27 protein-coding genes are annotated in these 22,249 nt (G+C 68.3%); 10 read left to right on the top strand and 17 right to left on the bottom strand.

Annotated features, from left to right (window positions below; genetic code table 11):
* Nucleotides 1-65: 65 nt before the first annotated feature.
* Both BMX29_RS02310 and BMX29_RS02305 read right to left on the bottom strand, forming a co-directional pair.
* Nucleotides 66-497: an SRPBCC domain-containing protein gene (locus BMX29_RS02310; protein ID WP_092810042.1), complete on the bottom strand. Its 432-nt coding sequence runs from the start codon at nt 495-497 to the stop codon at nt 66-68.
* Nucleotides 498-1,022: 525 nt separating this feature from the next.
* Nucleotides 1,023-1,268, bottom strand: coding sequence for an accessory factor UbiK family protein (locus tag BMX29_RS02305; RefSeq protein ID WP_043845444.1), 246 nt, complete (start codon nt 1,266-1,268; stop codon nt 1,023-1,025).
* A 112-nt stretch (nt 1,269-1,380) separates the two neighbouring features.
* On the opposite strand from BMX29_RS02305, the gene lgt reads away from it, so the two are divergent.
* The 5 genes from lgt (at nt 1,381) to BMX29_RS02285 (ending at nt 5,415) form a co-directional block, all read left to right on the top strand.
* Nucleotides 1,381-2,292: a prolipoprotein diacylglyceryl transferase gene (gene lgt, locus BMX29_RS02300; protein ID WP_092810040.1), complete on the top strand. Its 912-nt coding sequence runs from the start codon at nt 1,381-1,383 to the stop codon at nt 2,290-2,292.
* A complete protein-coding gene (locus BMX29_RS02295) occupies nt 2,289-3,359 on the top strand; it encodes a class I SAM-dependent methyltransferase (RefSeq protein WP_092810038.1) in 1,071 nt (356 codons plus the stop codon). Before lgt ends, BMX29_RS02295 begins: the two co-directional genes overlap by 4 nt.
* The gene (pgeF, locus tag BMX29_RS02290) at nt 3,356-4,111 is read left to right on the top strand and encodes a peptidoglycan editing factor PgeF (RefSeq protein ID WP_092810036.1); all 756 of its coding nucleotides are present in this window, start codon (nt 3,356-3,358) and stop codon (nt 4,109-4,111) included. Before BMX29_RS02295 ends, pgeF begins: the two co-directional genes overlap by 4 nt.
* Nucleotides 4,112-4,242: 131 nt before the next feature.
* Complete coding sequence (locus BMX29_RS19095) at nt 4,243-4,386, top strand: hypothetical protein (RefSeq protein ID WP_175471100.1); 144 nt, start codon at nt 4,243-4,245, stop codon at nt 4,384-4,386.
* A 348-nt stretch (nt 4,387-4,734) separates the two neighbouring features.
* Nucleotides 4,735-5,415 (top strand): Hint domain-containing protein, encoded by a 681-nt coding sequence (locus BMX29_RS02285; protein WP_043845450.1) that lies wholly within the window; start codon nt 4,735-4,737, stop codon nt 5,413-5,415.
* Nucleotides 5,416-5,463: 48 nt separating this feature from the next.
* Here BMX29_RS02285 and BMX29_RS02280 read toward each other — a convergent pair whose 3' ends face one another.
* The gene (locus BMX29_RS02280; RefSeq protein ID WP_043845452.1) at nt 5,464-5,964 is read right to left on the bottom strand and encodes an Lrp/AsnC family transcriptional regulator; all 501 of its coding nucleotides are present in this window, start codon (nt 5,962-5,964) and stop codon (nt 5,464-5,466) included.
* Between the two features lie 275 nt (nt 5,965-6,239).
* On the opposite strand from BMX29_RS02280, the gene trxB reads away from it, so the two are divergent.
* Nucleotides 6,240-7,247, top strand: coding sequence for a thioredoxin-disulfide reductase (gene trxB / locus BMX29_RS02275; protein ID WP_092810034.1), 1,008 nt, complete (start codon nt 6,240-6,242; stop codon nt 7,245-7,247).
* Between the two features lie 77 nt (nt 7,248-7,324).
* Here trxB and BMX29_RS02270 read toward each other — a convergent pair whose 3' ends face one another.
* The 3 genes from BMX29_RS02270 to BMX29_RS02260 all read right to left on the bottom strand — a co-directional run bounded on the left by BMX29_RS02270 (nt 7,325) and on the right by BMX29_RS02260 (nt 9,635).
* Complete coding sequence (locus BMX29_RS02270; protein ID WP_092810032.1) at nt 7,325-7,639, bottom strand: cupin domain-containing protein; 315 nt, start codon at nt 7,637-7,639, stop codon at nt 7,325-7,327.
* A 118-nt stretch (nt 7,640-7,757) separates the two neighbouring features.
* The gene (locus tag BMX29_RS02265; RefSeq protein ID WP_043845458.1) at nt 7,758-8,159 is read right to left on the bottom strand and encodes an ectoine synthase; all 402 of its coding nucleotides are present in this window, start codon (nt 8,157-8,159) and stop codon (nt 7,758-7,760) included.
* A 51-nt stretch (nt 8,160-8,210) separates the two neighbouring features.
* The gene (locus BMX29_RS02260) at nt 8,211-9,635 is read right to left on the bottom strand and encodes an amidase (RefSeq protein ID WP_092810030.1); all 1,425 of its coding nucleotides are present in this window, start codon (nt 9,633-9,635) and stop codon (nt 8,211-8,213) included.
* Nucleotides 9,636-9,946: 311 nt separating this feature from the next.
* On the opposite strand from BMX29_RS02260, the gene BMX29_RS02255 reads away from it, so the two are divergent.
* Nucleotides 9,947-11,659 (top strand): bifunctional sulfate adenylyltransferase/adenylylsulfate kinase, encoded by a 1,713-nt coding sequence (locus BMX29_RS02255; RefSeq protein WP_043845631.1) that lies wholly within the window; start codon nt 9,947-9,949, stop codon nt 11,657-11,659.
* A 257-nt stretch (nt 11,660-11,916) separates the two neighbouring features.
* Here BMX29_RS02255 and BMX29_RS02250 read toward each other — a convergent pair whose 3' ends face one another.
* Together BMX29_RS02250 and BMX29_RS02245 are read right to left on the bottom strand one after the other, a co-directional pair.
* The gene (locus BMX29_RS02250; RefSeq protein WP_043845461.1) at nt 11,917-12,144 is read right to left on the bottom strand and encodes a DUF1150 family protein; all 228 of its coding nucleotides are present in this window, start codon (nt 12,142-12,144) and stop codon (nt 11,917-11,919) included.
* 5 nt (nt 12,145-12,149) lie between these two features.
* Entirely contained in the window at nt 12,150-12,563 is a 414-nt protein-coding gene (locus BMX29_RS02245) for an Hsp20 family protein (RefSeq protein WP_092810028.1), read from the bottom strand.
* Nucleotides 12,564-12,744: 181 nt separating this feature from the next.
* Between BMX29_RS02245 and BMX29_RS02240 the strand changes: the two genes are divergently transcribed.
* From BMX29_RS02240 to BMX29_RS02230, 3 genes are read left to right on the top strand one after another with little or no spacing between them, the layout of a single operon-like run.
* Nucleotides 12,745-12,969, top strand: coding sequence for a YdcH family protein (locus BMX29_RS02240; RefSeq protein WP_043845465.1), 225 nt, complete (start codon nt 12,745-12,747; stop codon nt 12,967-12,969).
* 49 nt (nt 12,970-13,018) lie between these two features.
* Nucleotides 13,019-13,516, top strand: a complete 498-nt coding sequence (gene purE, locus BMX29_RS02235) for a 5-(carboxyamino)imidazole ribonucleotide mutase (protein WP_092810026.1) — start codon at nt 13,019-13,021, stop codon at nt 13,514-13,516.
* Between the two features lie 52 nt (nt 13,517-13,568).
* A complete protein-coding gene (locus BMX29_RS02230; RefSeq protein WP_092810024.1) occupies nt 13,569-14,636 on the top strand; it encodes a 5-(carboxyamino)imidazole ribonucleotide synthase in 1,068 nt (355 codons plus the stop codon).
* 227 nt (nt 14,637-14,863) lie between these two features.
* Here BMX29_RS02230 and BMX29_RS02225 read toward each other — a convergent pair whose 3' ends face one another.
* From BMX29_RS02225 to BMX29_RS02190, 9 genes are all read right to left on the bottom strand, one after another.
* Nucleotides 14,864-16,006, bottom strand: coding sequence for an alpha-D-ribose 1-methylphosphonate 5-triphosphate diphosphatase (locus tag BMX29_RS02225; RefSeq protein ID WP_092810022.1), 1,143 nt, complete (start codon nt 16,004-16,006; stop codon nt 14,864-14,866).
* Nucleotides 16,003-16,848 carry a DMT family transporter gene (locus tag BMX29_RS02220; protein WP_092810020.1) on the bottom strand — a complete coding sequence of 282 codons (846 nt, stop codon included), beginning with the start codon at nt 16,846-16,848 and terminating at the stop codon, nt 16,003-16,005. Before BMX29_RS02220 ends, BMX29_RS02225 begins: the two co-directional genes overlap by 4 nt.
* Nucleotides 16,848-17,138 carry a hypothetical protein gene (locus BMX29_RS02215; RefSeq protein WP_092810018.1) on the bottom strand — a complete coding sequence of 97 codons (291 nt, stop codon included), beginning with the start codon at nt 17,136-17,138 and terminating at the stop codon, nt 16,848-16,850. Before BMX29_RS02215 ends, BMX29_RS02220 begins: the two co-directional genes overlap by 1 nt.
* On the bottom strand, nt 17,135-17,623 hold the full coding sequence (locus BMX29_RS02210; RefSeq protein WP_092810016.1) for a GNAT family N-acetyltransferase: 489 nt from the start codon (nt 17,621-17,623) through the stop codon (nt 17,135-17,137). Before BMX29_RS02210 ends, BMX29_RS02215 begins: the two co-directional genes overlap by 4 nt.
* 129 nt (nt 17,624-17,752) lie before the next feature.
* Complete coding sequence (budC, locus tag BMX29_RS02205; protein ID WP_092810014.1) at nt 17,753-18,511, bottom strand: meso-2,3-butanediol dehydrogenase; 759 nt, start codon at nt 18,509-18,511, stop codon at nt 17,753-17,755.
* Between the two features lie 219 nt (nt 18,512-18,730).
* Nucleotides 18,731-18,877: a hypothetical protein gene (locus BMX29_RS19090; RefSeq protein WP_175471099.1), complete on the bottom strand. Its 147-nt coding sequence runs from the start codon at nt 18,875-18,877 to the stop codon at nt 18,731-18,733.
* 402 nt (nt 18,878-19,279) lie between these two features.
* Nucleotides 19,280-20,926, bottom strand: a complete 1,647-nt coding sequence (gene groL / locus BMX29_RS02200; RefSeq protein ID WP_043845478.1) for a chaperonin GroEL — start codon at nt 20,924-20,926, stop codon at nt 19,280-19,282.
* A gap of 52 nt (nt 20,927-20,978) precedes the next feature.
* The gene (locus BMX29_RS02195) at nt 20,979-21,290 is read right to left on the bottom strand and encodes a co-chaperone GroES (RefSeq protein ID WP_043845479.1); all 312 of its coding nucleotides are present in this window, start codon (nt 21,288-21,290) and stop codon (nt 20,979-20,981) included.
* Nucleotides 21,291-21,510: 220 nt separating this feature from the next.
* A complete protein-coding gene (locus BMX29_RS02190) occupies nt 21,511-22,185 on the bottom strand; it encodes a DUF2161 domain-containing phosphodiesterase (RefSeq protein ID WP_092810176.1) in 675 nt (224 codons plus the stop codon).
* Between the last annotated feature and the right edge of the window lie 64 nt (nt 22,186-22,249).

Raw genomic sequence — 22,249 nt, 5'->3', positions numbered from 1 at the left:
CGGTCTCCGGATTTGCCGCGACGATATCTTCGGAAGTCCGGTGGCGTAGGCGCCCCGTGGGAAGGTCAGCCCGACCCGACCTGACCGTCGGTATAGCGCTTGTAGTTGTCGAGAATCGCCTGCCAGCCGTCCCGCTGCATCTCGGGGGGCGCGGTGCCGTCGGGATCGAAGGTGGTGCTCACGCGGGTGCCAGCCTCGGCGGCCTCGAACGTGGTGTGCGACAATCGCCCGTCGTCAAGGCGCAGGGCAAGCGCGTTCGGCGCGTCCACCTCCTCGTAGGTTCCTCCGAACTCGAACCCCATCGAGCCGTCCCGCGCCTCCATCCGCGCGGACTGTCGCCCGCCCTCGCGCAGATCGACCGAGGCCGACGGGCAATGCCAGTCCGGCGAGGCGAAATTCCACTGCGTGATCGCGTCGGGGTCGGTGAACGCTGCCCACGCCGCCTCGGGCGGGGCACTCACAAGCGTCTGGACGGTAATGGGATCGCTCTGGGACATGTCGGAGGCGCCTTTGGCCGGATCGGGCGTCGGATCGCGCCCCGGGGCCGATAATGGCAGCCTATGCGAGCCACGGCTACGACGATGAGGCGCCTCTTGCGGACCGAGCCACGAGCCGAGCGATGGGCGTCCGGCAAGCGCCGCGGGAAGGGCCAGAGCATCGACGCGCGCAGGCATCCACCAATAGCCCCGCCTACCAGTGCGCCGAGCGGCAGCCCGAGCACAGCACTGTACCCGTCCCCGCCGCCAGTCAGCCGGACGAAGAAGGCGCCGACACCTTCGGATACGGGGCAAATCGCAGACGCTTTGTCCTCGGGGCCCGTCCGAAGCGACATGAAAACAATGCCGCGCCGAGCATCGGGTCAGCCTCGCGCAGGACGTGGGCGCGGCCGGGAGCGCCACCTCCGCCGGACGGACGAAGGGCCGGGTCGCGCCCGGCCCGGCCCTTCTGTTCATAGCGTGCGGGGAAGCAAGCTGGCGACAGGCGCACCTTTTGCGACACCCTCTACCGGCGAGGCGCGTCGATCAGGCGCCGCCCTTCTCCATCGCGTCGATCCGCGCCTTCAGGGCCTCGTTCTCCTCGCGGGCCTTCTGGGCCATCGCTCGTACCGCGTCGAATTCCTCGCGGGTGACGAAGTCGCGGTCGGCCAGCCAGCGGTCGATCATGCCCTTCATCGCGGTCTCTGCCTCGGAGCGCGCGCCTTGCGCCACGCCCATCGCGTTGGTCATGAGCTGGCTCAGGTCGTCGAACACCTTGTTCCGGGTCTGCATCGGCTGTCTCCGCTGTGTCGCTGCATCGTGATCTCTGGTGCCTATATGGCCCCGGACGGCCGCCGTCTCAAGGTTGACACCCCCCGCGCCCTCGGCAAAGGAATGCGCCGTGATGTATGCCGCGATCCCCTTCCCGCCGATCTCTCCGGAACTCGTCTCGATCACCATCGGCGGGTTTGAACTGGCCCTGCGCTGGTACGCGCTGGCCTACATAGCGGGCATCCTGATCGGATGGTTCCTCGCGGTGCAGGCGGTCAAGCGCGACCGGCTCTGGCCGGGCAACGTCGCGCCGATGGCCCCGGGCCGGGTCGAGGACCTGATGACCTGGGTCGTGCTTGGCGTCATCATCGGCGGGCGGCTGGGCTTCGTGCTGTTCTACCAACCGGGCCATTACCTCGCCAATCCGTGGGAAATCCCGATGATCTGGCAGGGTGGCATGGCCTTCCACGGCGGGCTGATCGGGGTGACGACTGCGTTCCTGCTGTGGTGCCGCGCCACCGGCGCCCCAATGCTCCAGACCGCCGACATGATGGCGCTGGCGACACCCCCGGGCCTCATGCTCGGCCGCATCGCGAATTTCGTGAACGCCGAGCTCTGGGGGCGTCCGACCGACGTGCCGTGGGGCGTGATCTTCCCCGGCTCGCGGGCGCAGGACTGCGGCCAGCCGGCGGGCGAGCTGTGCGCCCGGCACCCGTCGCAGCTCTACGAGGCCGCGCTCGAGGGGCTGATCCTCGGGCTCGTGCTGATCGCGCTGGCCTTCTTCACCCGTGCGCTCAAGCGGCCGGGCCTTGTCACCGGCGTGTTCGCCGCGGGCTACGGCGTCAGCCGGTTCCTCGTCGAGTTCGTCCGCCAGCCCGACGCGCAGTTCCAGTCGCCGGGCAACCCGCTGGGCCTTGCGTTGCACGTGGGCGGCTGGGGCCTGACCATGGGGCAGCTCTTGTCGCTGCCGCTGATCGTGCTGGGCGCAGTGTTGATCCTGCGCGCACGGCGCCACGACCCGTCGCCGGACGCCCGTCCAGCATGACCCCCCTCGCCCGCGTCCTGACCGAGCGCGTGGCCGTCGAGGGGCCCATGACGCTCGCCGATTACATGGCGGCGTGCCTGCTCCATACAGAGCACGGCTATTACGCCACCCGCGACCCGCTCGGCACGACCGGCGACTTTGTCACCGCCCCCGAGGTCAGCCAGATGTTCGGAGAGCTGTTGGGCCTTGCGCTGGCGCAGGCCTGGGCCGACCAGGGCGCACCGGCACGGATCGCGCTGGCGGAGCTCGGCCCCGGCCGCGGGACGCTCATGGCCGACATCCTGCGCGCCACCGCACGGGTGCCGGGCTTCCACGCGGCCGCGTCGGTGCACCTCGTCGAGGCATCGCGGCCCCTGCGGGCGCGACAGGCCGACACACTCTCGGCCCATGCGCCCGCCTGGCATCACGACGTGCACACCCTGCCCGGGGACGTACCGCTGTTCGTCGTGGCGAACGAGTTCTTCGATGCCCTGCCCATCCGCCAGTTCCAGCGCGTCGGCGACGCCTGGGCCGAGCGCATGGTCGGTCCGGATCCCGAGGGCGGGCTGACGCTCGGCCTCGGCGCCGCCGCGCCGCGGGACGAACTGGCGCACCGGCTGTCAGATACCGCCGAAGGCGACGTGGTCGAAACCTGCGCGCCGGCGACGGCGGCGGTGTCCGTCCTCGGCGACCGCATCGCGGCCCAGGGCGGCGCGGCACTGCTGATCGATTACGGCGACTGGCGCAGTCTCGGCGACACGTTCCAGGCGGTCGCGGGACACGAGACCGTGAACCCCTTCGCGGCGCCGGGCGAGGCCGACCTTACCGCCCACGTGGACTTCGAGGCGCTGGCCGAGGCCGCCCGTCCCGCCGTGCCGAGCCGTTTGACGACACAGGGCGTGTTCCTAGAACGTCTGGGCATCACCGCCCGCGCGCAGGCGCTTGCGCGCGGACTGAGCGGCGAGGCGCTCCGCCAGCACGTCGCCGCCCATCGCCGGTTGACCCACCCCGACGAAATGGGAACGGTGTTCAAGGTCCTCGGCCTGCGGCCCGAGGGCGCCGCCGCAATTCCCGGGCTGAGCGAATGACGCTGGAACTGATTACCGCCAAGACCCTCGCCCCCGTGCGGCACGGGTTCTTCACCCGCCGCGGCGGCGCGTCCTCCGGAGTGTTCGCGGGCTTGAACTGCGGCACCGGATCGACCGACCAGCGCGAAATGGTGCAGATCAACCGGACCCGCGCGGCCGACGCCATGGGGGTCGAACCCGACAATCTCGTGACCGTGCATCAGGTCCATTCTGCCGAGGTCGTGCACGTCACGACGCCGCTCAACGGCAGCCGCCCGCGCGCCGACGCGCTGGTGACGGCGACGCCGGGACTGGCGATCGCGGTGCTGACGGCGGATTGCCAGCCGGTCCTGTTCGCCGACGCCGAGGCCGGCGTGATCGGCGCCGCACATGCCGGCTGGCGCGGCGCGCTCGATGGCGTGCTCGAAGCCACGGTGGATGCGATGATCCGGCTCGGCGCCAGCCGCGAGGGCATCCGTGCCGTGGTCGGCCCCTCGATCAGTCAGCGCGCGTACGAGGTCGGCCCGGACTTCTTCGAATCCTTCATGGACGAGGATCCGGCCAATGCCCGCTTCTTCGCCGGCGGCGATGGCGACCGGCTGCACTTCGACCTGCCGGGCTTTGGCGTTCACCGGTTGCGCGAGGCCGGGATCGAGGCCGAGTGGACGCGCCATTGCACCTACCACGACGCCGGGCGGTTCTTCTCCTACCGCCGCGCGACGCATGCCCGCGAGGCGGATTACGGTCGACTGATCTCGGCGATCCGGCTCTGAGCGCAGATCGCGGCGACGTGTCGTTGCGCCGCCATCGACATTCCCTTCAGCTTCCCCGGATTGGTCACGCCCGCGCCGCAATGGCGCGGCACCGTTAACCAAACAAGGACCCGTCGAGTAGGAGAGCCGCCATGAAGTCCCGATTCATCCAGTCCGTGATCCGGACAGCCGGTACCACCGAAACCCCGGCTCTGCCCTTCGCACGCGGCCATCGCAAGCCGCTGTCGGAACGGCGTGTCGAAGTGCCCGCGGCAGTCATCCGCCGCACGGCCTGAACGATCGGCGGCGTCGAATCGACGTCGTTTTCGAAAATGTGGCGCCACCGGCGCCTTCGGGGCGACAATCCCGACAGATAGCCCCGAATTGGTCGGCTTCGCGCCGTCAATTCGGGGCTTTTTTTGACACTCGGGACAGATTACGGCCTTTTGTCATCATACAGAGCCGCAATCGTCCGTCTGTCGTTGTTGGTGGGGGCCAACACGGATGCGACCCAAGCAATTGGGACTCATCACATGACTCGCCCCGCGCCGTACCAAACGGACTATCGCGACGCCCTCTCTCTGACGGTCCCCCGGGACCGGTTTGCTCGTTCGGACGGGCGGCCTCGTCGCGCACCCTCTCTCATGCGCCGATACGAGGCCGCCGCGCTCCTTCCCGACCTCACCATCCGCCACACCAGCGTCACCGCCCCGGCCCTGCCGGTGTTCGAGGAGGCGACCGCCGCCTTCGCACGCGGCACGCTGGTGCAGACGGTCGGTGGTCCGGTCGCGGTCGAGGACCTGTTGCCCGGCGACTACCTCGAAACCACGCGCGGCCCGGAGCCGGTGGTCTGGATCGGCTCCACCAGCTTCATCCCGAACGTCCAGAGCACGGACAGCGGTCTGCTCGCTCTGACGCGGATTGTGGCGGAGGCGATGGGACCGGCCAAGCCCGGCAACGACCTCGTTCTCGGACCCGGCGCGCGGATGGTCGAAGACTGCGCCCGCCTCAAGACGCTGATCGGACAGTCGCGCGTGCTGGTTCCGGTGACCGATCAACGCGACGGCGACCGCATCCTCGAGATCCGTCCGGCGGGGTCCGTTGACCTCTATCACCTCGCGCTGCGCCACCACGGCACCATCCGCGTCGGCGGGCTCGAGCTCGAAAGCTATCATCCCGGCACCACGATCAAGCGCCGCCTGGACGAAGAGACCATGCCGCTCTTCCGCAAGCTTTTCCCGCATCTCGAAGGGTTCGACGGGTTCGGCGAGCTCAACCTGCCGCGCACGACGCGGGAAGTGCTCGACAGCCTCGGGTCGCGCTGACCGCGCGTCCCGCGGACCGCCCGACGCGCGCGGATTGTGCGGCGGCCGTCAGGCCGACCGCGACAGACGCTCTTCCAGGATCTCGAACGGCACGCCGGGATCGTCCTTGGCACCACGGATCACCAGCGAGGTCTTCACGCTGCCGACGTTGGGCGCGGTCAGCAATTGCGAGGTCAGGAAGGACTGGAAGGTCGACAGGTCCGGCGAGACGCATTTCAGGATGAAGTCGACCTCGCCGTTCAGCATGTGGCATTCGCGCACGAGGGGCCATTCCCGGCAGCGCGCCTCGAACGCCGACAGGTCGGCCTCGGCCTGGCTCTGAAGTCCGACCATCGCGAAGACTTGCACCTCGAAGCCCAGCTCGCGCGGGTCGACCTCGGCATGGTAGCCGCGGATGAAGCCCTGCTCCTCGAGGGCGCGCACCCGCCGCAGGCACGGCGGAGCGGAAATGCCCACGCGCTTGGCCAGCTCGACATTGGTCATGCGCCCGTCCTGCTGAAGCTCGGCGAGGATCTTGCGGTCGATCGCATCGAGCCTGTGGCCTGCCATCGTCGTCTCCTTGTGGAATTGAGCGGATACTTACCCCCTAGCCTCGCCCGACGCAATAAAGTTTCAATCTGTCACAAGAATGTTGCGTCTGGGTGATGCTTTTCGGGGCTGTAGCGCGTTGTGCACGGTCCGCGCGCCAATGCAAGACCTGACGCCCTGCACCGGAGCGATGCCCGCCCTGCACCCCGCGCACGGGCCTTTCGCATCGGCGCCGCCTCGCCTATATGCCGACGACACGCCAGACCGAGAGACACGTCACGAAGGGGGCCGGCCTCATGTCCGACACGCGCCGCACCAAGGTTCTGATCATCGGCTCGGGGCCCGCGGGCTACACCGCGGGCGTCTATGCCAGCCGCGCCATGCTCGAGCCCATCCTCGTCCAGGGCATCGAGCCCGGCGGGCAGCTGACCACCACCACCGAGGTCGAGAACTGGCCCGGCGACACGGAGGTGCAAGGTCCCGACCTGATGGTCCGCATGGAGGCCCACGCCAAGGCGATGGGCACCGAGATCATCGGCGACATCATCACCTCGCTCGATCTGGACACCCGGCCCTACAAGGCGCACGGCGACAGCGGCACGGTCTACGAGGCCGACGCGATCATCCTCGCGACCGGTGCCCGCGCCAAGTGGCTGGGCCTGCCGTCCGAGGAGAAATTCAAGGGCTTCGGCGTCTCGGCCTGCGCCACCTGCGACGGCTTCTTCTACCGCAACCAGGAGATCGTCGTGGTCGGCGGCGGCAACACCGCCGTGGAAGAGGCGCTGTTCCTGACCAACTTTGCCTCCAAGGTCACGCTGATCCACCGCCGCGACGAACTGCGCGCCGAGAAAATCCTGCAGGATCGCCTCTTCAAGAACCCCAAGATCGAGATGCTGTGGGACCACGGCCTCGAAGAGGTGACCGGCACCGAGAACCCGCTCGGCGTCGAGGGTGTGCGCGTCAGGAACGTCAAGACCGGCGAGGTCACCGAGATCCCCGCCAAGGGCGTCTTCATCGCCATCGGCCACGCGCCCGCGAACGAGCTGGTGAAGGACAAGCTCGAGACGCATATGGGCGGTTACGTGGTGACCAAGCCCGACTCGACCGAGACGTCGATCCCCGGCGTCTTCGCCGCGGGCGATCTGACCGACCACAAGTACCGCCAGGCGGTGACCTCGGCCGGCATGGGCTGCATGGCCGCGCTGGAGGCCGAGCGTTGGCTGGCCGAACAGGACCTCGACGAGGGCAAGGACGAAACCGAACCGCTCGGCTACGGCGCCCCGGTGGAGCCGGCGGCGGAGTAACCGCGCCGGACACATACGACCAGATCAGCAAGAGGGGCGCGTCGCGGGACGCGCCCTTTTCGCTGCGGGGACGCGCCTCAGCCTCGCCCGTTCTCCAGAAGCTCGATCTCGACGAAGGCGCAGGGAAAGTCGTTGCCGTTGATCACGTCGTGTTCCACGCCACGCTGGCGGAAATAGGGGGCGTCGGCGCGCGTCTCGACCCGCACCGGCGCATCGCCGCCCGAGTCCACTTCGAGGATGCCGTCGAATTTCGGCACGACCACGTAATCGCAGTCGTGCCGGTGCCAGCCGGTGTTGTCGCCGCGCGCCGCAAACTGCCATTCGGTCACGCGGACACGCTCGTTCTCGATCAGGACCGTTCCGGTCGCCGTTCCGCCACCTGCCTTGCACATGCTGTCCCTCCTTCTGCTCTCACCCGTCCCGGGCCCGGACATGGCATGCCGCGACGCTACCCCAAGGGCAAGCACAGGGCGGCGCTGGCCTTCAGAGACAGACCGCACGTGCCTAGGATCAGTGCTTCACGACGGTCCCGTCGTCCTCGTAGAGCGGATAGCTGCCCTCTTCGTCATGATCCTCCGGCCCGACGAGCGAGGGCGTGAAGACGCAAAGCACGGTCATGCCCTCCTCGCTCGACAGGATGTGCTTCTGATGCTTGTCGAGCGCGTAGAGCACGCCTGGTTCGAGGTCCCACGACCCGCCTTCGGTCAGATCCTCGATCTTGCCGCGGCCCTCGGTGCAGATCACCGTTTCCTTGTGGTTCTTGTACCACATGTGCAGCGACTGGCCGGGCTTGATGTATGTTTCGTGGACGGAATGGCCCATGCCGTCCTTGCGCAGCGTGTAGCGCTTGGACACGAACTTGTCCTCGTCCACGGCGGTTTTCTCGGCGTCGGCCTTCTGGCGAACGATCATTGCGGCTCTCCTGATTGGTGGTGCTGAGTGAGGGGCCACTGGAAAGAGGTGTCAGACCGCGGTTTCGGCCGGATCCGGGACCGTCGGGAAACGTGCGGGATGTGCGTTCAGGTATGCCGCCGCGGCGCGCAGCACGCGCCGGTCGTCGTACTTGCCGCCCGCCAGCTGGAGGCCCACCGGCAGTCCTTCGGCGGTGAAGCCGCAGGGGATCGACGCGGCCGGCTGCTGGCTGAGATTGAACGGGTAAGTAAACGGCGACCACTCGGTCCAGTCTGTCATCCCCGAGCCGGGCGGCACGTCGTGCTCCGCGAGGAACGGCTGGATCGGAAGAGTCGGGCACAGCAGCAGGTGGTATTCCTGATTGAAGCGCTCGAGCCTCTGGGTCAGTTCCGCGCGATGCGCCTCGGCCCGGAAGAGGTCGACGGCCGTCCAGCTTTCGGCGGCGATGGCATTGTCCACGAGGCCCGGATCGAGCTTTTCGCGATCGCTTTCCGACAGGGAAAGGTAGAGATCGCGCGAGGCGGTCCACCAGATCCGCTTGTAGGTGTCGATCGGGCAGTCGAACTCCGGCGGCTCCGCCTCGACCACCTCGGCACCGAGGTCCTCGAACGCCTTGGCGGCCTCGGCCACGCGGCGCGCGATCTGCGGGTCCACCTCGACACCGCCCAGTGTCGGCGAGAACGCGATGCGCAGGTCCGAGATGCCGTCCATGACGCCGTCGCCCCAGTCGTCGGGCATACCGCGCACGGCGTACGGGTCGCGGTGATCGTAGCGGCCGATGTGGTTAAGCATTAGCACCGCGTCCTCGACCGTGCGGGTGATCGGGCCGATATGCGACAGTGTCGGAACCTTGGCGGGGGGCCATTGCGGCGTCCAGCCGAAGGTCGGCTTGAACCCGAAGGTGCCGGTGAATGCGGCCGGGATCCGGATCGACCCACCCGAATCGCCGCCCTGGTGCAGCGCGCCCATGTTCAGCGCCGCGGCAGCAGCAGCCCCTCCCGACGACCCGCCCGGTGTCAGCGACGTGTCCCACGGGTTCCGGGTGGCCCCGAACACGCGGTTGTCGGTCACGCCCTTCCAGCCGAACTCCGGCGTGTTGGTCTTGCCGAGGATCACCGCGCCGGCCTCGCGCATCCGCGCGGCGGGCGGAGCGTCCGTCTCGCAGGGCTCGTCCGACGACAGGAGCGAACCGTCACGTGCCGGCATCCCGGCGACTTCGGTCAGGTCCTTCATCGAGACCGGAACACCGTCGAGCGGCGACAGCGGTTCGCCCCGGCCCCAGCGCTGCGCGGAAGCGCGGGCCGCCTTCTCGGCGCCCTCGCGGTCGACGTGAACGTAGGCGTTCACCGCCGGGTTGAAGCGCTCGATCCGGTCGAGCGCCGCGCGCGTCGCCTCCAGCGGGGATGCCTCCTTTGCCCGGAAGAGACGCGACAACTCCGCCGCAGTCATGGTGCCAAGATCGGTGCTGTCGCTCATGCGTGCTCTCCCTCGCGGTGTTGTGTCGGTGACAACCCGCGCATCCTTGTGCTGTTCCTGACGAAAACCATCGTTCGCGACAGGCCTCGCGGGGACGGACGCATGTTCGCCGTGGCAGGCCTTCGGGGTATTTTTGCCTCTTTTTGCTCGGGGCTGCCGGCTGCCCTTGCACTGGCGACGGCTTCGGGTCTACGTCCGCGCGACTTTCATGGGGCCCGCTCCCCGCGCCGACGATCTTCCGACGCCGCCGCGCCCGTGCGTGTCCCCGCCGCCGCACCGACCTCGAACCGCCAACGGACCGTGCCATGACCATGCAATTGCCGAACCTCGCCCCGATCCCGGAACTCTACGTGTCCTACGAGAGCGCGCAGAAGATGAAGGTGGAGGCCGGCAACCTGGTCAGCCACGACCTCAGCCCGCGCCAGATCTGTGACCTCGAGCTTCTGATGAACGGCGGCTTCAACCCGCTGAAGGGCTTCCTGACGGAAGAGGACTACAACAGCGTGGTCGAGACCATGCGCCTCGCCGACGGCTCGCTCTGGCCGATGCCGATCACGCTGGACGTGACCGAGGCATTCGCCGAGAAGATCGAGGAAGGTCAGGACATCGCCCTGCGGGACCAGGAGGGCGTCATCCTCGCGACCATGACCGTCACCGACAAGTGGGTGCCGAACAAGGCGCGCGAGGCCGAGAAGGTCTTTGGCGCGGACGACAGCGCACACCCGGCGGTCAACTACCTGCACAACACCGCGGGCAACGTATATCTCGGCGGCCCCGTGACCGGCATCCAGCAGCCGGTGCACTACGATTTCCGCGCCAGCCGCGACACGCCGAACGAACTGCGCGCGCGCTTCCGCAAGCTGGGCTGGCGCAAGGTCGTCGCGTTCCAGACGCGCAACCCGCTGCACCGCGCCCACCAGGAGCTGACCTTCCGCGCGGCGCGCGAGAGCCAGGCAAACCTGCTGATCCACCCCGTCGTGGGCATGACCAAGCCGGGCGATGTCGATCACTTCACGCGGGTCCGCTGCTACGAGGCGGTTCTGGACAAGTACCCGGCCTCGACCACCACGATGAGCCTGCTGAACCTTGCGATGCGCATGGCCGGCCCGCGCGAGGCGGTCTGGCACGGCCTGATCCGCCGCAACCACGGCTGCACCCACTTCATCGTCGGCCGTGACCACGCCGGCCCCGGCAAGAACAGCCAGGGCGAGGACTTCTACGGCCCCTACGACGCGCAGGACCTGTTCAACGAATACAAGGACGAGATCGGCATCGAGATGGTGCCGTTCAAGCACATGGTCTACGTGCAGGAGCGCGCACAGTACGAGGCGTCGGACGAGATCGCCGACAAGGATGACGTGACCATCCTCAACATCTCGGGCACCGAGCTGCGCCGCCGCCTGCAGGAAGGTCTCGAGATCCCCGACTGGTTCTCGTTCCCCGAGGTGGTTCAGGAGCTGCGCCGCACCAAGCCGCCGCGCTCGAAGCAGGGCTTCACCGTGTTCTTCACCGGATTCTCGGGGTCGGGCAAGTCGACCATCGCCAACGCGCTCATGGTCAAGCTGATGGAGATGGGCGGTCGCCCGGTGACGCTCCTCGACGGTGACATCGTGCGGAAGAACCTGTCCTCCGAGCTCGGCTTCTCGAAGGAGCACCGCGACCTCAACATCCGCCGCATCGGTTATGTCGCAAGCGAGATCACCAAGAACGGCGGCATCGCGCTCTGCGCCCCGATCGCGCCGTACGCGGCCACCCGGCGCGCCGTTCGCGAGGAAATCGAAAGCTACGGCGCCTTTGTCGAGGTTCACGTGGCGACCTCGCTCGAGGAATGCGAGCGGCGGGACCGCAAGGGTCTCTACAAGCTGGCACGCGAGGGCAAGATCAAGGAGTTCACCGGCATCTCCGATCCCTACGACACGCCCGAGAACCCGGAACTGCGCGTCGACACCGAAGGCCAGGACGTGGACAACTGCGCCCACCAGGTGGTGCTGAAGCTCGAGCAGATGGGCCTGATCGCGGGCTGACCCCGCGAAAGGCACGTCAGAACAGACAGAGGCCCCGGTCCGCCACTCGGACCGGGGCCTTTTTCTATGCGAAAACCCCCGATGTCGTGGCAGGTGATGTCGGCCAAGCGCGTGAGCGATGCGGCCCCGCGCAGCGCCCCAGTGCGCCCCTGTCGACGGACCGCCCGGAACGAAAAAGACCGGCCCGCACCCAAGTGCGGCCGGTCTTTCCATTTCTCAAACAACGGGCATCGACTGCGGCGCGCCCGTCGCCGACGTCAGTGCACCGTCACGGGCGTCATGTCGTTCTGGCGCGCGATCACGAAGGCGAGGTTCCGCTCGCGCACCAGGGCGAGGCGTTCGCCGTCGGCGGCGTGCACGGCATAGATGGTGTCGAGGCCCTCGGCCTGCTCGCGCACATCCTCGGGCAGTTCGTCCACCGCCACCGGACGAACGTAGACCGTGCGGCCTGTGTCGAGCATCTTGAGATCAACCTGAGTGTCCATGGAACTCACCCCTTTCTGATGTCGATCGTCTGCACCACCGTTTCCGGGCGGGACAGGCGCAAATCCACGTGCAGCAGTCCGTTCTCTATGACTGCTTCCTCGACCTCGACGCCGTCTGCGAGCACGAAGCTCCGCTGAAACTGGCGCGCGGCGATTCCGCGGTGCAGGAACACCCGCTCGGTGCCGTCGTCGGTCTGGCGGCCCCGGATGACAAGCTGCCGGTCCTCGATCGTGATCGAGAGGTCGTCCTCGGCAAAGCCCGCCACCGCGAGCGTGATCCGGTAAGACGTCTGGGACGTCTGTTCTATGTTGTAGGGCGGATAGCCTTCGTTTCCAGACTTGGCGGTCCGTTCCAGAAGGCGCTCGAGCTGTTCGAACCCGAGCATGTGGGGATGAGACCCCAAGGTGAGTTTGGTCATCGACACGTCCTCTAGGCAAGCGACCGTCAATCGGACCCCGGTACGGCGGCCCTGGGAGAAATATGGGGTGACGTCCGCTTCCGTGCAAGTCGCGCACGGCCCAAAGCGGGAACGCGCGCCTTCCCGCGTGCGGGCGGTTCGTGTATGCTGATGCCCTCTGACTGCAAGGGATCCACCCGCGATGAACGCCCCGACCGACCTGTCCATGAAAAGCGACGACGTGCTGCGCGTGGAGCTGGAATGGTTCAAACGCGAGCACCGCGAGCTCGACGATTCGATCCGCGCCCTGCAGGAGCGCAGCAGTTCCGACGCGCTGATGCTGCAGCGTCTGAAGCGCAAGAAGCTGGCGCTCAAGGACCGGATCTCGTGGATCGAGGACCGGCTCTTCCCCGACATCATTGCGTAAGCCGCGCGGCGGGGTATAACCCCGCCCAATCAACGGCAAGGAGCGCAGCATGAGCGCAGAGCGCGCGCCCCGTGCGGGCATCGTCATGGGCAGCCAGTCGGACTGGTCCACCATGAAGGAGGCCGCCGACATCCTCGACACGCTGGGCATCGACCACGAGGTCAAGATCGTGTCGGCACACCGCACCCCGGACCGGCTGTGGAGCTACGGACGCGAGGCGGTCGGGCGCGGATTGCAGGTCATCATCGCCGGCGCCGGTGGCGCCGCGCACCTGCCGGGCATGATGGCGTCCAAGACCCGCGTGCCGGTGATCGGCGTGCCGGTGCAGACGAAGGCGCTTTCGGGCGTCGACAGCCTTTATTCAATCGTCCAGATGCCCCGCGGATTCCCGGTGGCCACCATGGCGATCGGCGGCGCGGGCGCGGCGAACGCAGGCCTCATGGCCGCGCAAATCCTGGCCCTGAACGACCCGAAGCTGGCCGAGCGGCTCGACACCTGGCGGTCCGAGCTGTCGGCGTCCATCCCCGACGAACCGGTCCGCGACTGACCCTGTCCGGCGTCGGTCCGGCCCGGCGCCCACCATCACGCACGAGGCCCCCATGACGTCCCCCCTTCCTTCCGGCAGCACCATCGGCATCCTCGGCGGCGGTCAGCTCGGCCGGATGCTGTCGGTCGCCGCCGCTCGCCTCGGCCTCAGGGCCCATGTCTTCGACCCCGGCGCCGACGCCCCGGCGGGCCACGTGGCACACAAGGTCACGACGGCGGGCTACGACGACCTCGCCGCCCTCGACGCCTTCGCCGAAAGCGTGGACGTGGTCACTTACGAGTTCGAGAACATCCCCACGGAGGCGCTCGACCGGATCGAGAGCATCCGCCCCATCCGGCCGGGCCGCGAGGCGCTCCGGGTGAGCCAGGACCGCGCCACCGAGAAGGCGTTCCTCGAAGAGCTTGGCCTGAAAGTCGCGCCATGGGCCGAGGTGCACGATCCCGACAGCCTCGCCGCGGCACTGGAAAGCGTCGGCACCCCCGCGATCCTCAAGACCCGTCGCTTCGGCTACGACGGCAAGGGACAGGCGCGGCTTTCGACCCCTGACGCGGCAGGCTCCGCCTGGGAGGCCGTCAGCGGCGCGCCCTCGGTGCTGGAAGGCTTCGTAGATTTCCGCTGCGAGATCTCCGTCATCGCAGCGCGCGGGCTCGATGGCGCCGTGTCTTGCTTCGATCCGGGCGAGAACGTGCACGAGGGCGGCATCCTGCGGACTACGACCGTTCCCGCCTCGGTGCCCGGCTCCGTCGCGACCGACGCCGTGCTGCTGGCCGCGCGCATCCTCAACGCGCTCGACTACGTCGGTGTCATGGGGGTGGAGCTGTTCGTGACCGATGCCGGCCTCGTGGTGAACGAGATCGCGCCACGCGTCCACAACTCCGGCCACTGGACCCAGAACGGCTGCACCGTCGACCAGTTCGAACAGCATATCCGCGCGGTGGCCGGCTGGCCCCTGGGCGACGGGCAGCGCCATGCCGACGTGGTCATGGAGAACCTGATCGGCGACGACATCGACGCGGTGCCGCGGATCGCCGGAGAGAGCGACGCGGCGCTCCATCTCTACGGCAAGGGCGACGCCCGGCCCGGCCGCAAGATGGGCCACGTCAACCGCGTACGCCGCTGAGCCGCCAGACGGGGCGGTCGTGTCCCCGGCCAAAGCTTTGCGCGTGCGTTGCGGGCCTGTCTCGCGCGTTTCGGAAACCGGACCATCGCGGCCGCCGCTCCGCTAGGCAACTTCGGCGCGCGCTGTCGGCCCGTCCGCCCCAGTGTCGAGCACGCCGATCCACGCGCAGCCTTCCGCGAAGCCGATCGCAGGACCGTCTTCGCATTGAACGGGTGTTGCAACCGGCCTCAGCCCACGATCCGACGCGCCGCCTCTCCGCGCATGTAAGTGACCGCGCCGCCCGCGAACGTCGCCGCGACGCGATCCTCGGCGTCGAGCACCACGAGATCCGCGCGCAGGCCGTCGGCGATGCGCCCCCGGTCGGCGAGGTCCATGACACGCGCCGGTCCTTCCGACACCAGCCGCCACGCGGTGGCCAGGTCGATCACGCCGGTCTCGGCGAGCCGCAGGGCGGCGGCGCGCGGGGCGGGATAATGGTAGTCCGATGCCAGCGCGTCGCAGAGCCCCTCGGCCACCAGCTCCGCCGCCGACACGTTGCCCTTGTGGCTCGCCCCTCGCACAACATTCGGCGCACCGAGGATGACCGGCTCGCCCGCCGCCCGCGCGGCCTCCGCCGCCGCGCGGGTTTCAGGAAACTCGGCGATCCGTGCGCCGCGGTCGCGCCAAGTGTTGCGCTCGTCGGCATCCGCGTCGTCATGGCTGCCGATGGCCACGCCCTGCCCGGACAAACGATGTGCCAGCGCCGCGGCCGCCTCGGGCACCTCGCCGCTTCGGTCGTGCAGCGCCGTCATCAGGGCAAAGTGCGCCTCGGGCGAGCGCCCGCTCTTGAGCGCCTGTCCCGTCATCTGCTTGGGCCGTCGGCCCTCGGCCAGTCTTTCGTGCTGGAGGTGATCGTTGAAAACAAGATAGCCGATCCGTTGCTCTGCCACGAGCGCGGCGACCCTGTCGTAGTCGCCCAGCATGTGGGTCTCGAGCCGCAGCTGCATCCGCAGGTCGGTGTCGAAGCTGTCCCGCAGCGACGCCCACGCCTCGATCAGCGCGGTGGCGAAGTCCGGGCCGCGCAGACCGCCCTCCCAGCTCCAGAATTGTGCGAGATAGCCGGTGGTGATCCCGTTCGCCGCCAGCTCCGCCTCGGTCGCGACGAGGCCCGCCCGGGTCTCGCGCAGCGCACCGCGCCGGGGGGCGACGTGCCGCTCGAAGCCGTCGCCGTGCAGGTCCACGATCCCCGGCAACAGGCGGAAGCCCGAAAGGTCCACCGCCCGAGCACCGGTCCCGTCGCGCAGCAGTCCGTCGGTCACGGACACCGGGCCGTCGTCCCAACCGTCGGGGCGCAGCACCTCGGCGCCGGTGAAGGTCAGCGCCACGCTCATGGGCGCCTCGGCGCCAGCACGGCCAGCGCGACGCCCCCCAGCACGATGAGCGCGGCAAGCGCGGCCTCTGCCGTCAGCGCCTCTCCCAGCACCAGCCAGCCACCGGCGATGGCGATGGCCGGCACGCTCAACTGGGCGACCGCGGCGGTGCTGGCCTGAAGCCGGGGCAGGACCGTGTACCACAGGGCGTATCCCAGCCCGGATGTCACCGCTCCCGACAGCACCGCAAGGACCAGCCCGAACGCCGAGATGGCCCCGACACCGCCTTCGAGGATCAGCCCGATCGCCAGCCCGATCGGCGCGGCCAGGACGAAATTCGCGGCCGAGCCCATGAGCGGGTCCGGCGCCCCGCGCCCAACCAGCGAGTAGACGCCCCAGCCCGCCCCGGCGGCGACCATGGCCAGTCCGTGCAGCGTCGAGGTCTGCGGACCCTCGCCCGGCCAGAGCAGCCAGACCAGACCCGCCGCGGCAACGGCAGCTCCGATCCATTTCTGCGCGGGTGGACGCTCTCCTCCGCGCAGCGCGCCGGCGAACATGGTCACCTGAACCGTGCCGAAGAGGATCAGCGCCCCGAGCCCCGCATCGAGCGCGCGGTAGGCCGCCGAGAAGCCGTAGATGTAGACGACAAGCGCAGCCACGGCGACCGCCCGGCCAGGTCCGCCCAGCCGGAGCCGCCCGTCGCGCAGGAGGCACAGCGCGCCGAGGGTGACCGCGCCGGCGATCAGGCGCACCGTGCCGAAGGTCCCGGCCTCGATTTCTCCGGACGCCAGCGCGAGGCGGTTCAGGACAGAATTCGCGGCGAAGGCGACCATCGTCAGCGCGGTCAGGAGAAACAGGCGCATCAGGTCCGCCCCTCCGTCGCCGCCCCGAGAATGCCCGCCAGCGTGTCTGCCGCCCCGCGCCCCTCGTCCGCGCCACGTGCCGCGAGCGTCGCGCGCAGGCGGGCGGGCAGCTGCACCGGCAGCAGGCGGTGCGTGTCCTCGGGCGCGGGCGGAATGTCTCCCTCGTGGCTCTCGGCGATCCGCCGCAACGCATCGGCCAGGCTGCGCCCCCGCGCCCGTGCCCGCAGATGCGCGACGCCACAGTCCGTCACCGGCACGCGCAGGGTGCGCCTCGGGTCGCGTCGGCTCATTCTGTGGCTCCGAACGCCTTGGGATAGACCAGCCGGTCTTTCGGCATGTCCTCGCCCGGCCGCGCGATCAGCGTATGATCCAGCGGGAACGGCGAGGCCAGCTTCTGCGCGCGTTCCAGTGAAAAGCCGGCGCGCTGGTAGAAGCCCGGCTCACCCAGCACCACGACCGTCTGGCCTGCCTGCCGCGCCCATTCCGAGATCATCCCGCAAAGGCGCCGCCCGATCCCCTGACCCTGCTGATCCGGCGCCACGGCCACCGGCGCGAGGCAGAGCCAGCCCTTGGGCGCGACCATGTCCGACAGCGCGACGTAGCCGACCGGCCCGTCTTCGCCCGGCACGACGGCCTCACCGGCGATGACGCCCTGCTTGCGCAGCTTGCGTACCAGCGTCGCCTCGTCGGGCTGGCCGAACGCCGCGCGCAAAAGCGCCTCCACGGCATCTTCCTCGCCCGCGTGCATCTCGCGCATGAACTGGTTTCGGAACATCGGATGTCCTCCCCGCGACGGTGTCACCCGTCGCTATCACGCCGGCAGCGCGGGCGGGAGGGGGCCCGCGCCGCCCGGTGGATTCGCCTTTACTGAACTTCGGCCCCGGAGACCGAAGCGCGCAGAGGCTCAGGCCATGTCCGGCTGACCGTTCGAGGCCGAAAGCCCCCCGTCCACCGGCAGGTTCACCCCGTTGACGAAGCGCGCGTCGTAGCTTGCGAGGAACACGATCACGTCGCCCACCTCGGCCGGGTCCGCCGGGCGACCCAGCGGGATGCGGCCCTTGAACGTCTCGAAGGTATCGTCGTTGTCCTTGATCCCCGAGGCCATGTCGGTGTCGGTCATCGACGGGCAGACCGCGTTGCAGCGCACGCCGGTGCGCTTGGCATCGAGCGCCATGGCACGGGTCAGGTTGGTCACGCCGCCCTTGGCCGCGTTGTAGGCCGCCATCGCCCAGTCGCCGCCGGTGCCCGAAACGGACGAGGTGTTGACCACCGAGCCGCCCCGTTTCGACAGGTCGTCCATCACCGCGCGGGACATCAGGAACACGCCGGTCAGGTCGATGCGGATGACCTTTTCCCAGTCCTCGACCGAGACTTCCTCGACCCGGCCCTGCGCCACGACGCCGGCATTGTTCACCAGCACGTCGACGGGGCCGAACGTGTCGTGCGCCTCTTCGACCACCCGGGCGCAGTCGTCCTCGCTGCCCACGTCTGCCGAAACGCAGAGCGTTCGCTCGAGCCCTTCGGCCGCGCTTTCGAGCTTGTCCTTCGTGCGGCCCACGAGGACCACGTTCGCACCCTCGTCGTGGAAGCGGCGGACGGTCGCGGCGCCGATGCCGGACCCAGCGCCGGTGACGATGACGGTCTTGTCGGTGAAACGCTGCATGGTGGTCTCCTTGGTCTGGTATGACGCCTCCCCGCGGGGCCAACAGCGCGCGGGGCGACTACGTTCCCGCCGCGGCCTCGATGGCTATCTGACCGCCCTCAGGCCGCGGAATGGCAACGTCTTCTGCTTGGCGGAAACATCCCGGCGGTGCGGGACCGGGGAAAAGAAAAGGGAGCGCCGAGGCACTCCCTTTCCGGTTGCATAGAGATGTGTTCGGCCTCAGCCGGCGCCGGCCACGCGGCTCGGCGTCTGGCCGGTCTGGGCATCGGCAGGCAGACGGCCGACGAACGCGATGACGGCGGCAGTCAGAAGGAACATGCCTGCAACGCTCGCGAACATGAGCAGGTAGATGATCGTGGGTGTCATGGCTCTCGTTTCCTTGTCTGCCCGATTAACGAGGACAATCCGGCAGGGTTCCGCCGAAGGGAAGCGGAACGTGGCGGCGCAGGCCTCAAGAGGCGCCATATGTGTCGGGTCGGACACTGGCCGCGGGACACGTTTCGAGCCGATTCTTACGTTGGGTCAGGCAACGCAACCCACGAGGGACGCAAGAAAATCCCTTGACGCGGGGGCAACACCGCGCCCGGCGTTCGGCCGGCCGACATCTTCGTCAAGCCTAATGTGACTTTTGGTCCGATTCCCGGCGCACTGCGCCGCATTCAGGCCCGCCTGCCGGGAATCCCGGTCCCTCGCAGACCCCGATGGCACGAAAAAGGGCCCGGCGTTGCCGCCGGGCCCCTGTCTCGTCCGGTCGGACGGGACGGCTGATTACATCATGCCGCCCATGCCGCCCATGTCGGGCATGCCGCCACCGGCACCGGCGCCGCCGTCCTTCTGCGGCTTGTCGGCGACCATCGCTTCGGTGGTGATGAGCAGGCCTGCGATCGACGCGGCGTCCTCAAGCGCGGTGCGTACGACCTTCGCGGGGTCGATCACGCCGAACTTGAACATGTCGCCGTACTCGTCGGTCTGCGCGTTATAGCCGAACTTGAGGTCCTGGCTCTCGCGGATCTTGCCCGCGACGACCGAGCCGTCCACGCCCGCGTTCTCGGCGATCTGGCGCAGCGGCGCCTCGAGCGCCTTGCGGACGATCGCGATACCGGCGTTCTGGTCGGAGTTCGCACCCTCGACACCCTCGAGCGCTTTGGCACCCTGGATGAGGGAGACGCCACCGCCGACGACGATGCCTTCCTGCACGGCCGCGCGGGTCGCGTTCAGGGCGTCATCGACGCGGTCCTTGCGCTCTTTCACCTCGATCTCGGTCGCACCGCCGACGCGGATGACGGCCACGCCGCCCGCCAGCTTGGCAACACGCTCCTGCAGCTTCTCACGGTCGTAGTCCGAGGTGGTCTCCTCGATCTGGCCGCGGATCTGGCTGACGCGCGCTTCGATCTCGCCCGAGTCGCCGTTGCCGTCAACGATGGTGGTCTCGTCCTTCGAGATCGCCACGCGCTTGGCCGAGCCGAGCATGTCCATGGTGACGTTCTCGAGCTTCATGCCGAGATCTTCCGAGATCACCTGGCCGCCGGTCAGGATCGCGATGTCCTGCAGCATGGCCTTGCGGCGGTCGCCGAAGCCCGGTGCCTTCACGGCTGCGATCTTGAGGCCGCCGCGCAGCTTGTTCACGACGAGAGTTGCGAGAGCTTCGCCTTCGACATCTTCAGCGATGATGAGAAGCGGCTTCTGCGACTGGATGACCTGCTCGAGGAGCGGGACCATCGGCTGCAGCGACGAGAGCTTCTTCTCGTGCAGCAGGATGAGGCAGTCGTCGAGCTCCGCGATCATCTTCTCGGAGTTGGTGACGAAGTAGGGGCTCAGGTAGCCGCGGTCGAACTGCATGCCCTCGACGACTTCGACGTCGGTCTCGGTGCCCTTGTTCTCCTCGACGGTGATGACACCCTCGTTGCCGACGCGCTGCATGGCGTCCGCGATCATCTTGCCGATCGATGCTTCGCCGTTGGCCGAGATGGTGCCGACTTGGCTGACTTCGTCGGAGTTCTCGACCTTGCGGGCTGCGCCCTTGATCTGGTCCACGACCTTCGCGGTGGCGAGATCGATGCCGCGCTTGAGGTCCATCGGGTTCATGCCCGCGGACACGGCCTTCACGCCTTCCTTGACGATCGACTGCGCGAGAACGGTCGCGGTGGTCGTGCCGTCACCGGCTTCGTCGTTGGTGCGGCTGGCCACTTCCTTGACCATCTGCGCGCCCATGTTCTCGAACTTGTCCTCAAGCTCGATCTCTTTGGCGACCGACACACCGTCTTTGGTGATGCGGGGCGCGCCGAACGACTTGTCGAGGACCACGTTGCGGCCCTTGGGACCGAGCGTGACCTTCACCGCGTCGGCGAGGATGTTGACGCCGCGAAGCATCTTGTTGCGGGCGTCGGTATCGAATTTCACGTCCTTGGCAGACATTTCGTTTCGCTCCTAAAATACGGGAAAATTCTGGCGATCGTCGGGAGTGCGATCAGGCCGCGGCGGCCTGCGATGCGTCCTCGATGATGCCGAGGATGTCCGATTCCTTCATGATCAGAAGGTCTTCGCCGTCGATCGAAACTTCGGTGCCCGACCACTTGCCGAACAGCACCTTGTCGCCGGCCTTCACGGCCATGTCGATCAGTTCGCCCGAGTCCTTGCGCGCGCCGTCGCCACACGCAACGATCACACCCTCAGCCGGCTTTTCTTTCGCGCTGTCGGGGATGATCAGACCGCCCTTGGTCTTGTCGTCGCTCTCGACACGACGAACCAGCACGCGGTCATGAAGCGGTTTGAATGCCATCTTCGAGTCTCCTTGGCTCAAAGTTTATATCCAGCCCCCCTCGGTCAGGCGGGCCTTTAGCACTCACCCTAGTCGAGTGCTAACGCGCCGGAGATAGGAAAGCCTCACGGCTCTGTCAACTCGCTCGCGCTGCAGAAATGTCGGTATTCGAGGCGATCGTCGAAAGGGGATCGCCGCCGCGGACGGCGGTCGCCCGCCGGGGGCGCCGGCAAGTGCTTGCCTAGCCGTTGTCTTCCCAGCTGCCGGCCCAGTGAACGAGCCCCGCACGCCCGGCCTCGGTCAAACCATAGACCCCGCGCGCGGTGCGCTCGAACCAGCCGTAGTGATTGTCCGCAAGGATGCGCTGCGCCGCCGAGACGCCGGTGGCGGAGCGAATCGAGCCGACTTTGTCGGGCCCGGTGTCGGAGAGATGAGCCGCGCAGGCCAGCGCGTCCTGGCGGTAGCCCGTGACCAGCCCGTGCCGCGTCGCGCCGCCGTCGTTGGGGTCGCCGCGCAGCCGGGCGAAGTCCGAAAGCAGCTTCTCCGCCCCCTTGCGGTTGCGGCGCGGGACATAGGGACCGGGGTCGCAGCGCACCTCGACCCGGCCATCCGGCCGCACCGTGATGAAGCCGAGGCCCAGCCGCCGGCACATTCGGGTGTTGTCCGTCAGGATGCGCCGCGCCTGCCGGCCCTTCGGCGCGGGAACGGCGATGTAAACGTGATCGGTCAGCGAGAGCCGCGCCAGCGCCTGGTGATAGAGCTTGAGCGACAGGGTGCGCTTGAGCTCGACCACCACCGGGGGGGCATCGTCCCGCACCGCCACGAGGTCCGCCGGACCGACCTCGCCCTTCACGGCGTAGCCCAGTGCCTCGAGATGCGCCTTCAGCGGCGCGTAGAGATCACGTTCCCGTTCCACGCCGGCCAAGCTGACCCGCCCGCTTGCCGGTGGCAAGGCGCTCCCCTAGCCTGCGGCGCAGACA

Source organism: Roseivivax marinus (assembly GCF_900109705.1).
Lineage (GTDB): Bacteria > Pseudomonadota > Alphaproteobacteria > Rhodobacterales > Rhodobacteraceae > Roseivivax > Roseivivax marinus.
Note: the sequence above shows the minus strand (reverse complement) of the source record. Positions and strands in the feature narration are given on the sequence as shown.

What these genes read in the sequence shown, in the direction of transcription:
- purE (WP_092810026.1), top strand. Translation starts at nt 13,019, where the DNA reads ATGAGCGCAGAGCGCGCGCCCCGTGCGGGCATCGTCATGGGCAGCCAG.
- trxB (WP_092810034.1), top strand. Translation starts at nt 6,240, where the DNA reads ATGTCCGACACGCGCCGCACCAAGGTTCTGATCATCGGCTCGGGGCCC.
- BMX29_RS02240 (WP_043845465.1), top strand. Translation starts at nt 12,745, where the DNA reads ATGAACGCCCCGACCGACCTGTCCATGAAAAGCGACGACGTGCTGCGC.
- BMX29_RS02285 (WP_043845450.1), top strand. Translation starts at nt 4,735, where the DNA reads ATGCGCCGATACGAGGCCGCCGCGCTCCTTCCCGACCTCACCATCCGC.
- BMX29_RS02265 (WP_043845458.1), bottom strand. Translation starts at nt 8,159, where the DNA reads ATGATCGTTCGCCAGAAGGCCGACGCCGAGAAAACCGCCGTGGACGAG.
- BMX29_RS02270 (WP_092810032.1), bottom strand. Translation starts at nt 7,639, where the DNA reads ATGTGCAAGGCAGGTGGCGGAACGGCGACCGGAACGGTCCTGATCGAG.
- BMX29_RS02260 (WP_092810030.1), bottom strand. Translation starts at nt 9,635, where the DNA reads ATGAGCGACAGCACCGATCTTGGCACCATGACTGCGGCGGAGTTGTCG.
- BMX29_RS19095 (WP_175471100.1), top strand. Translation starts at nt 4,243, where the DNA reads ATGAAGTCCCGATTCATCCAGTCCGTGATCCGGACAGCCGGTACCACC.
- BMX29_RS02310 (WP_092810042.1), bottom strand. Translation starts at nt 497, where the DNA reads ATGTCCCAGAGCGATCCCATTACCGTCCAGACGCTTGTGAGTGCCCCG.
- BMX29_RS02245 (WP_092810028.1), bottom strand. Translation starts at nt 12,563, where the DNA reads ATGACCAAACTCACCTTGGGGTCTCATCCCCACATGCTCGGGTTCGAA.
- BMX29_RS02215 (WP_092810018.1), bottom strand. Translation starts at nt 17,138, where the DNA reads ATGAGCCGACGCGACCCGAGGCGCACCCTGCGCGTGCCGGTGACGGAC.
- BMX29_RS02225 (WP_092810022.1), bottom strand. Translation starts at nt 16,006, where the DNA reads ATGAGCGTGGCGCTGACCTTCACCGGCGCCGAGGTGCTGCGCCCCGAC.
- BMX29_RS02305 (WP_043845444.1), bottom strand. Translation starts at nt 1,268, where the DNA reads ATGCAGACCCGGAACAAGGTGTTCGACGACCTGAGCCAGCTCATGACC.
- BMX29_RS19090 (WP_175471099.1), bottom strand. Translation starts at nt 18,877, where the DNA reads ATGACACCCACGATCATCTACCTGCTCATGTTCGCGAGCGTTGCAGGC.
- BMX29_RS02295 (WP_092810038.1), top strand. Translation starts at nt 2,289, where the DNA reads ATGACCCCCCTCGCCCGCGTCCTGACCGAGCGCGTGGCCGTCGAGGGG.
- BMX29_RS02255 (WP_043845631.1), top strand. Translation starts at nt 9,947, where the DNA reads ATGCAATTGCCGAACCTCGCCCCGATCCCGGAACTCTACGTGTCCTAC.
- budC (WP_092810014.1), bottom strand. Translation starts at nt 18,511, where the DNA reads ATGCAGCGTTTCACCGACAAGACCGTCATCGTCACCGGCGCTGGGTCC.
- lgt (WP_092810040.1), top strand. Translation starts at nt 1,381, where the DNA reads ATGTATGCCGCGATCCCCTTCCCGCCGATCTCTCCGGAACTCGTCTCG.
- BMX29_RS02230 (WP_092810024.1), top strand. Translation starts at nt 13,569, where the DNA reads ATGACGTCCCCCCTTCCTTCCGGCAGCACCATCGGCATCCTCGGCGGC.
- groL (WP_043845478.1), bottom strand. Translation starts at nt 20,926, where the DNA reads ATGTCTGCCAAGGACGTGAAATTCGATACCGACGCCCGCAACAAGATG.
- BMX29_RS02210 (WP_092810016.1), bottom strand. Translation starts at nt 17,623, where the DNA reads ATGTTCCGAAACCAGTTCATGCGCGAGATGCACGCGGGCGAGGAAGAT.
- BMX29_RS02250 (WP_043845461.1), bottom strand. Translation starts at nt 12,144, where the DNA reads ATGGACACTCAGGTTGATCTCAAGATGCTCGACACAGGCCGCACGGTC.
- BMX29_RS02220 (WP_092810020.1), bottom strand. Translation starts at nt 16,848, where the DNA reads ATGCGCCTGTTTCTCCTGACCGCGCTGACGATGGTCGCCTTCGCCGCG.
- BMX29_RS02195 (WP_043845479.1), bottom strand. Translation starts at nt 21,290, where the DNA reads ATGGCATTCAAACCGCTTCATGACCGCGTGCTGGTTCGTCGTGTCGAG.
- BMX29_RS02280 (WP_043845452.1), bottom strand. Translation starts at nt 5,964, where the DNA reads ATGGCAGGCCACAGGCTCGATGCGATCGACCGCAAGATCCTCGCCGAG.
- pgeF (WP_092810036.1), top strand. Translation starts at nt 3,356, where the DNA reads ATGACGCTGGAACTGATTACCGCCAAGACCCTCGCCCCCGTGCGGCAC.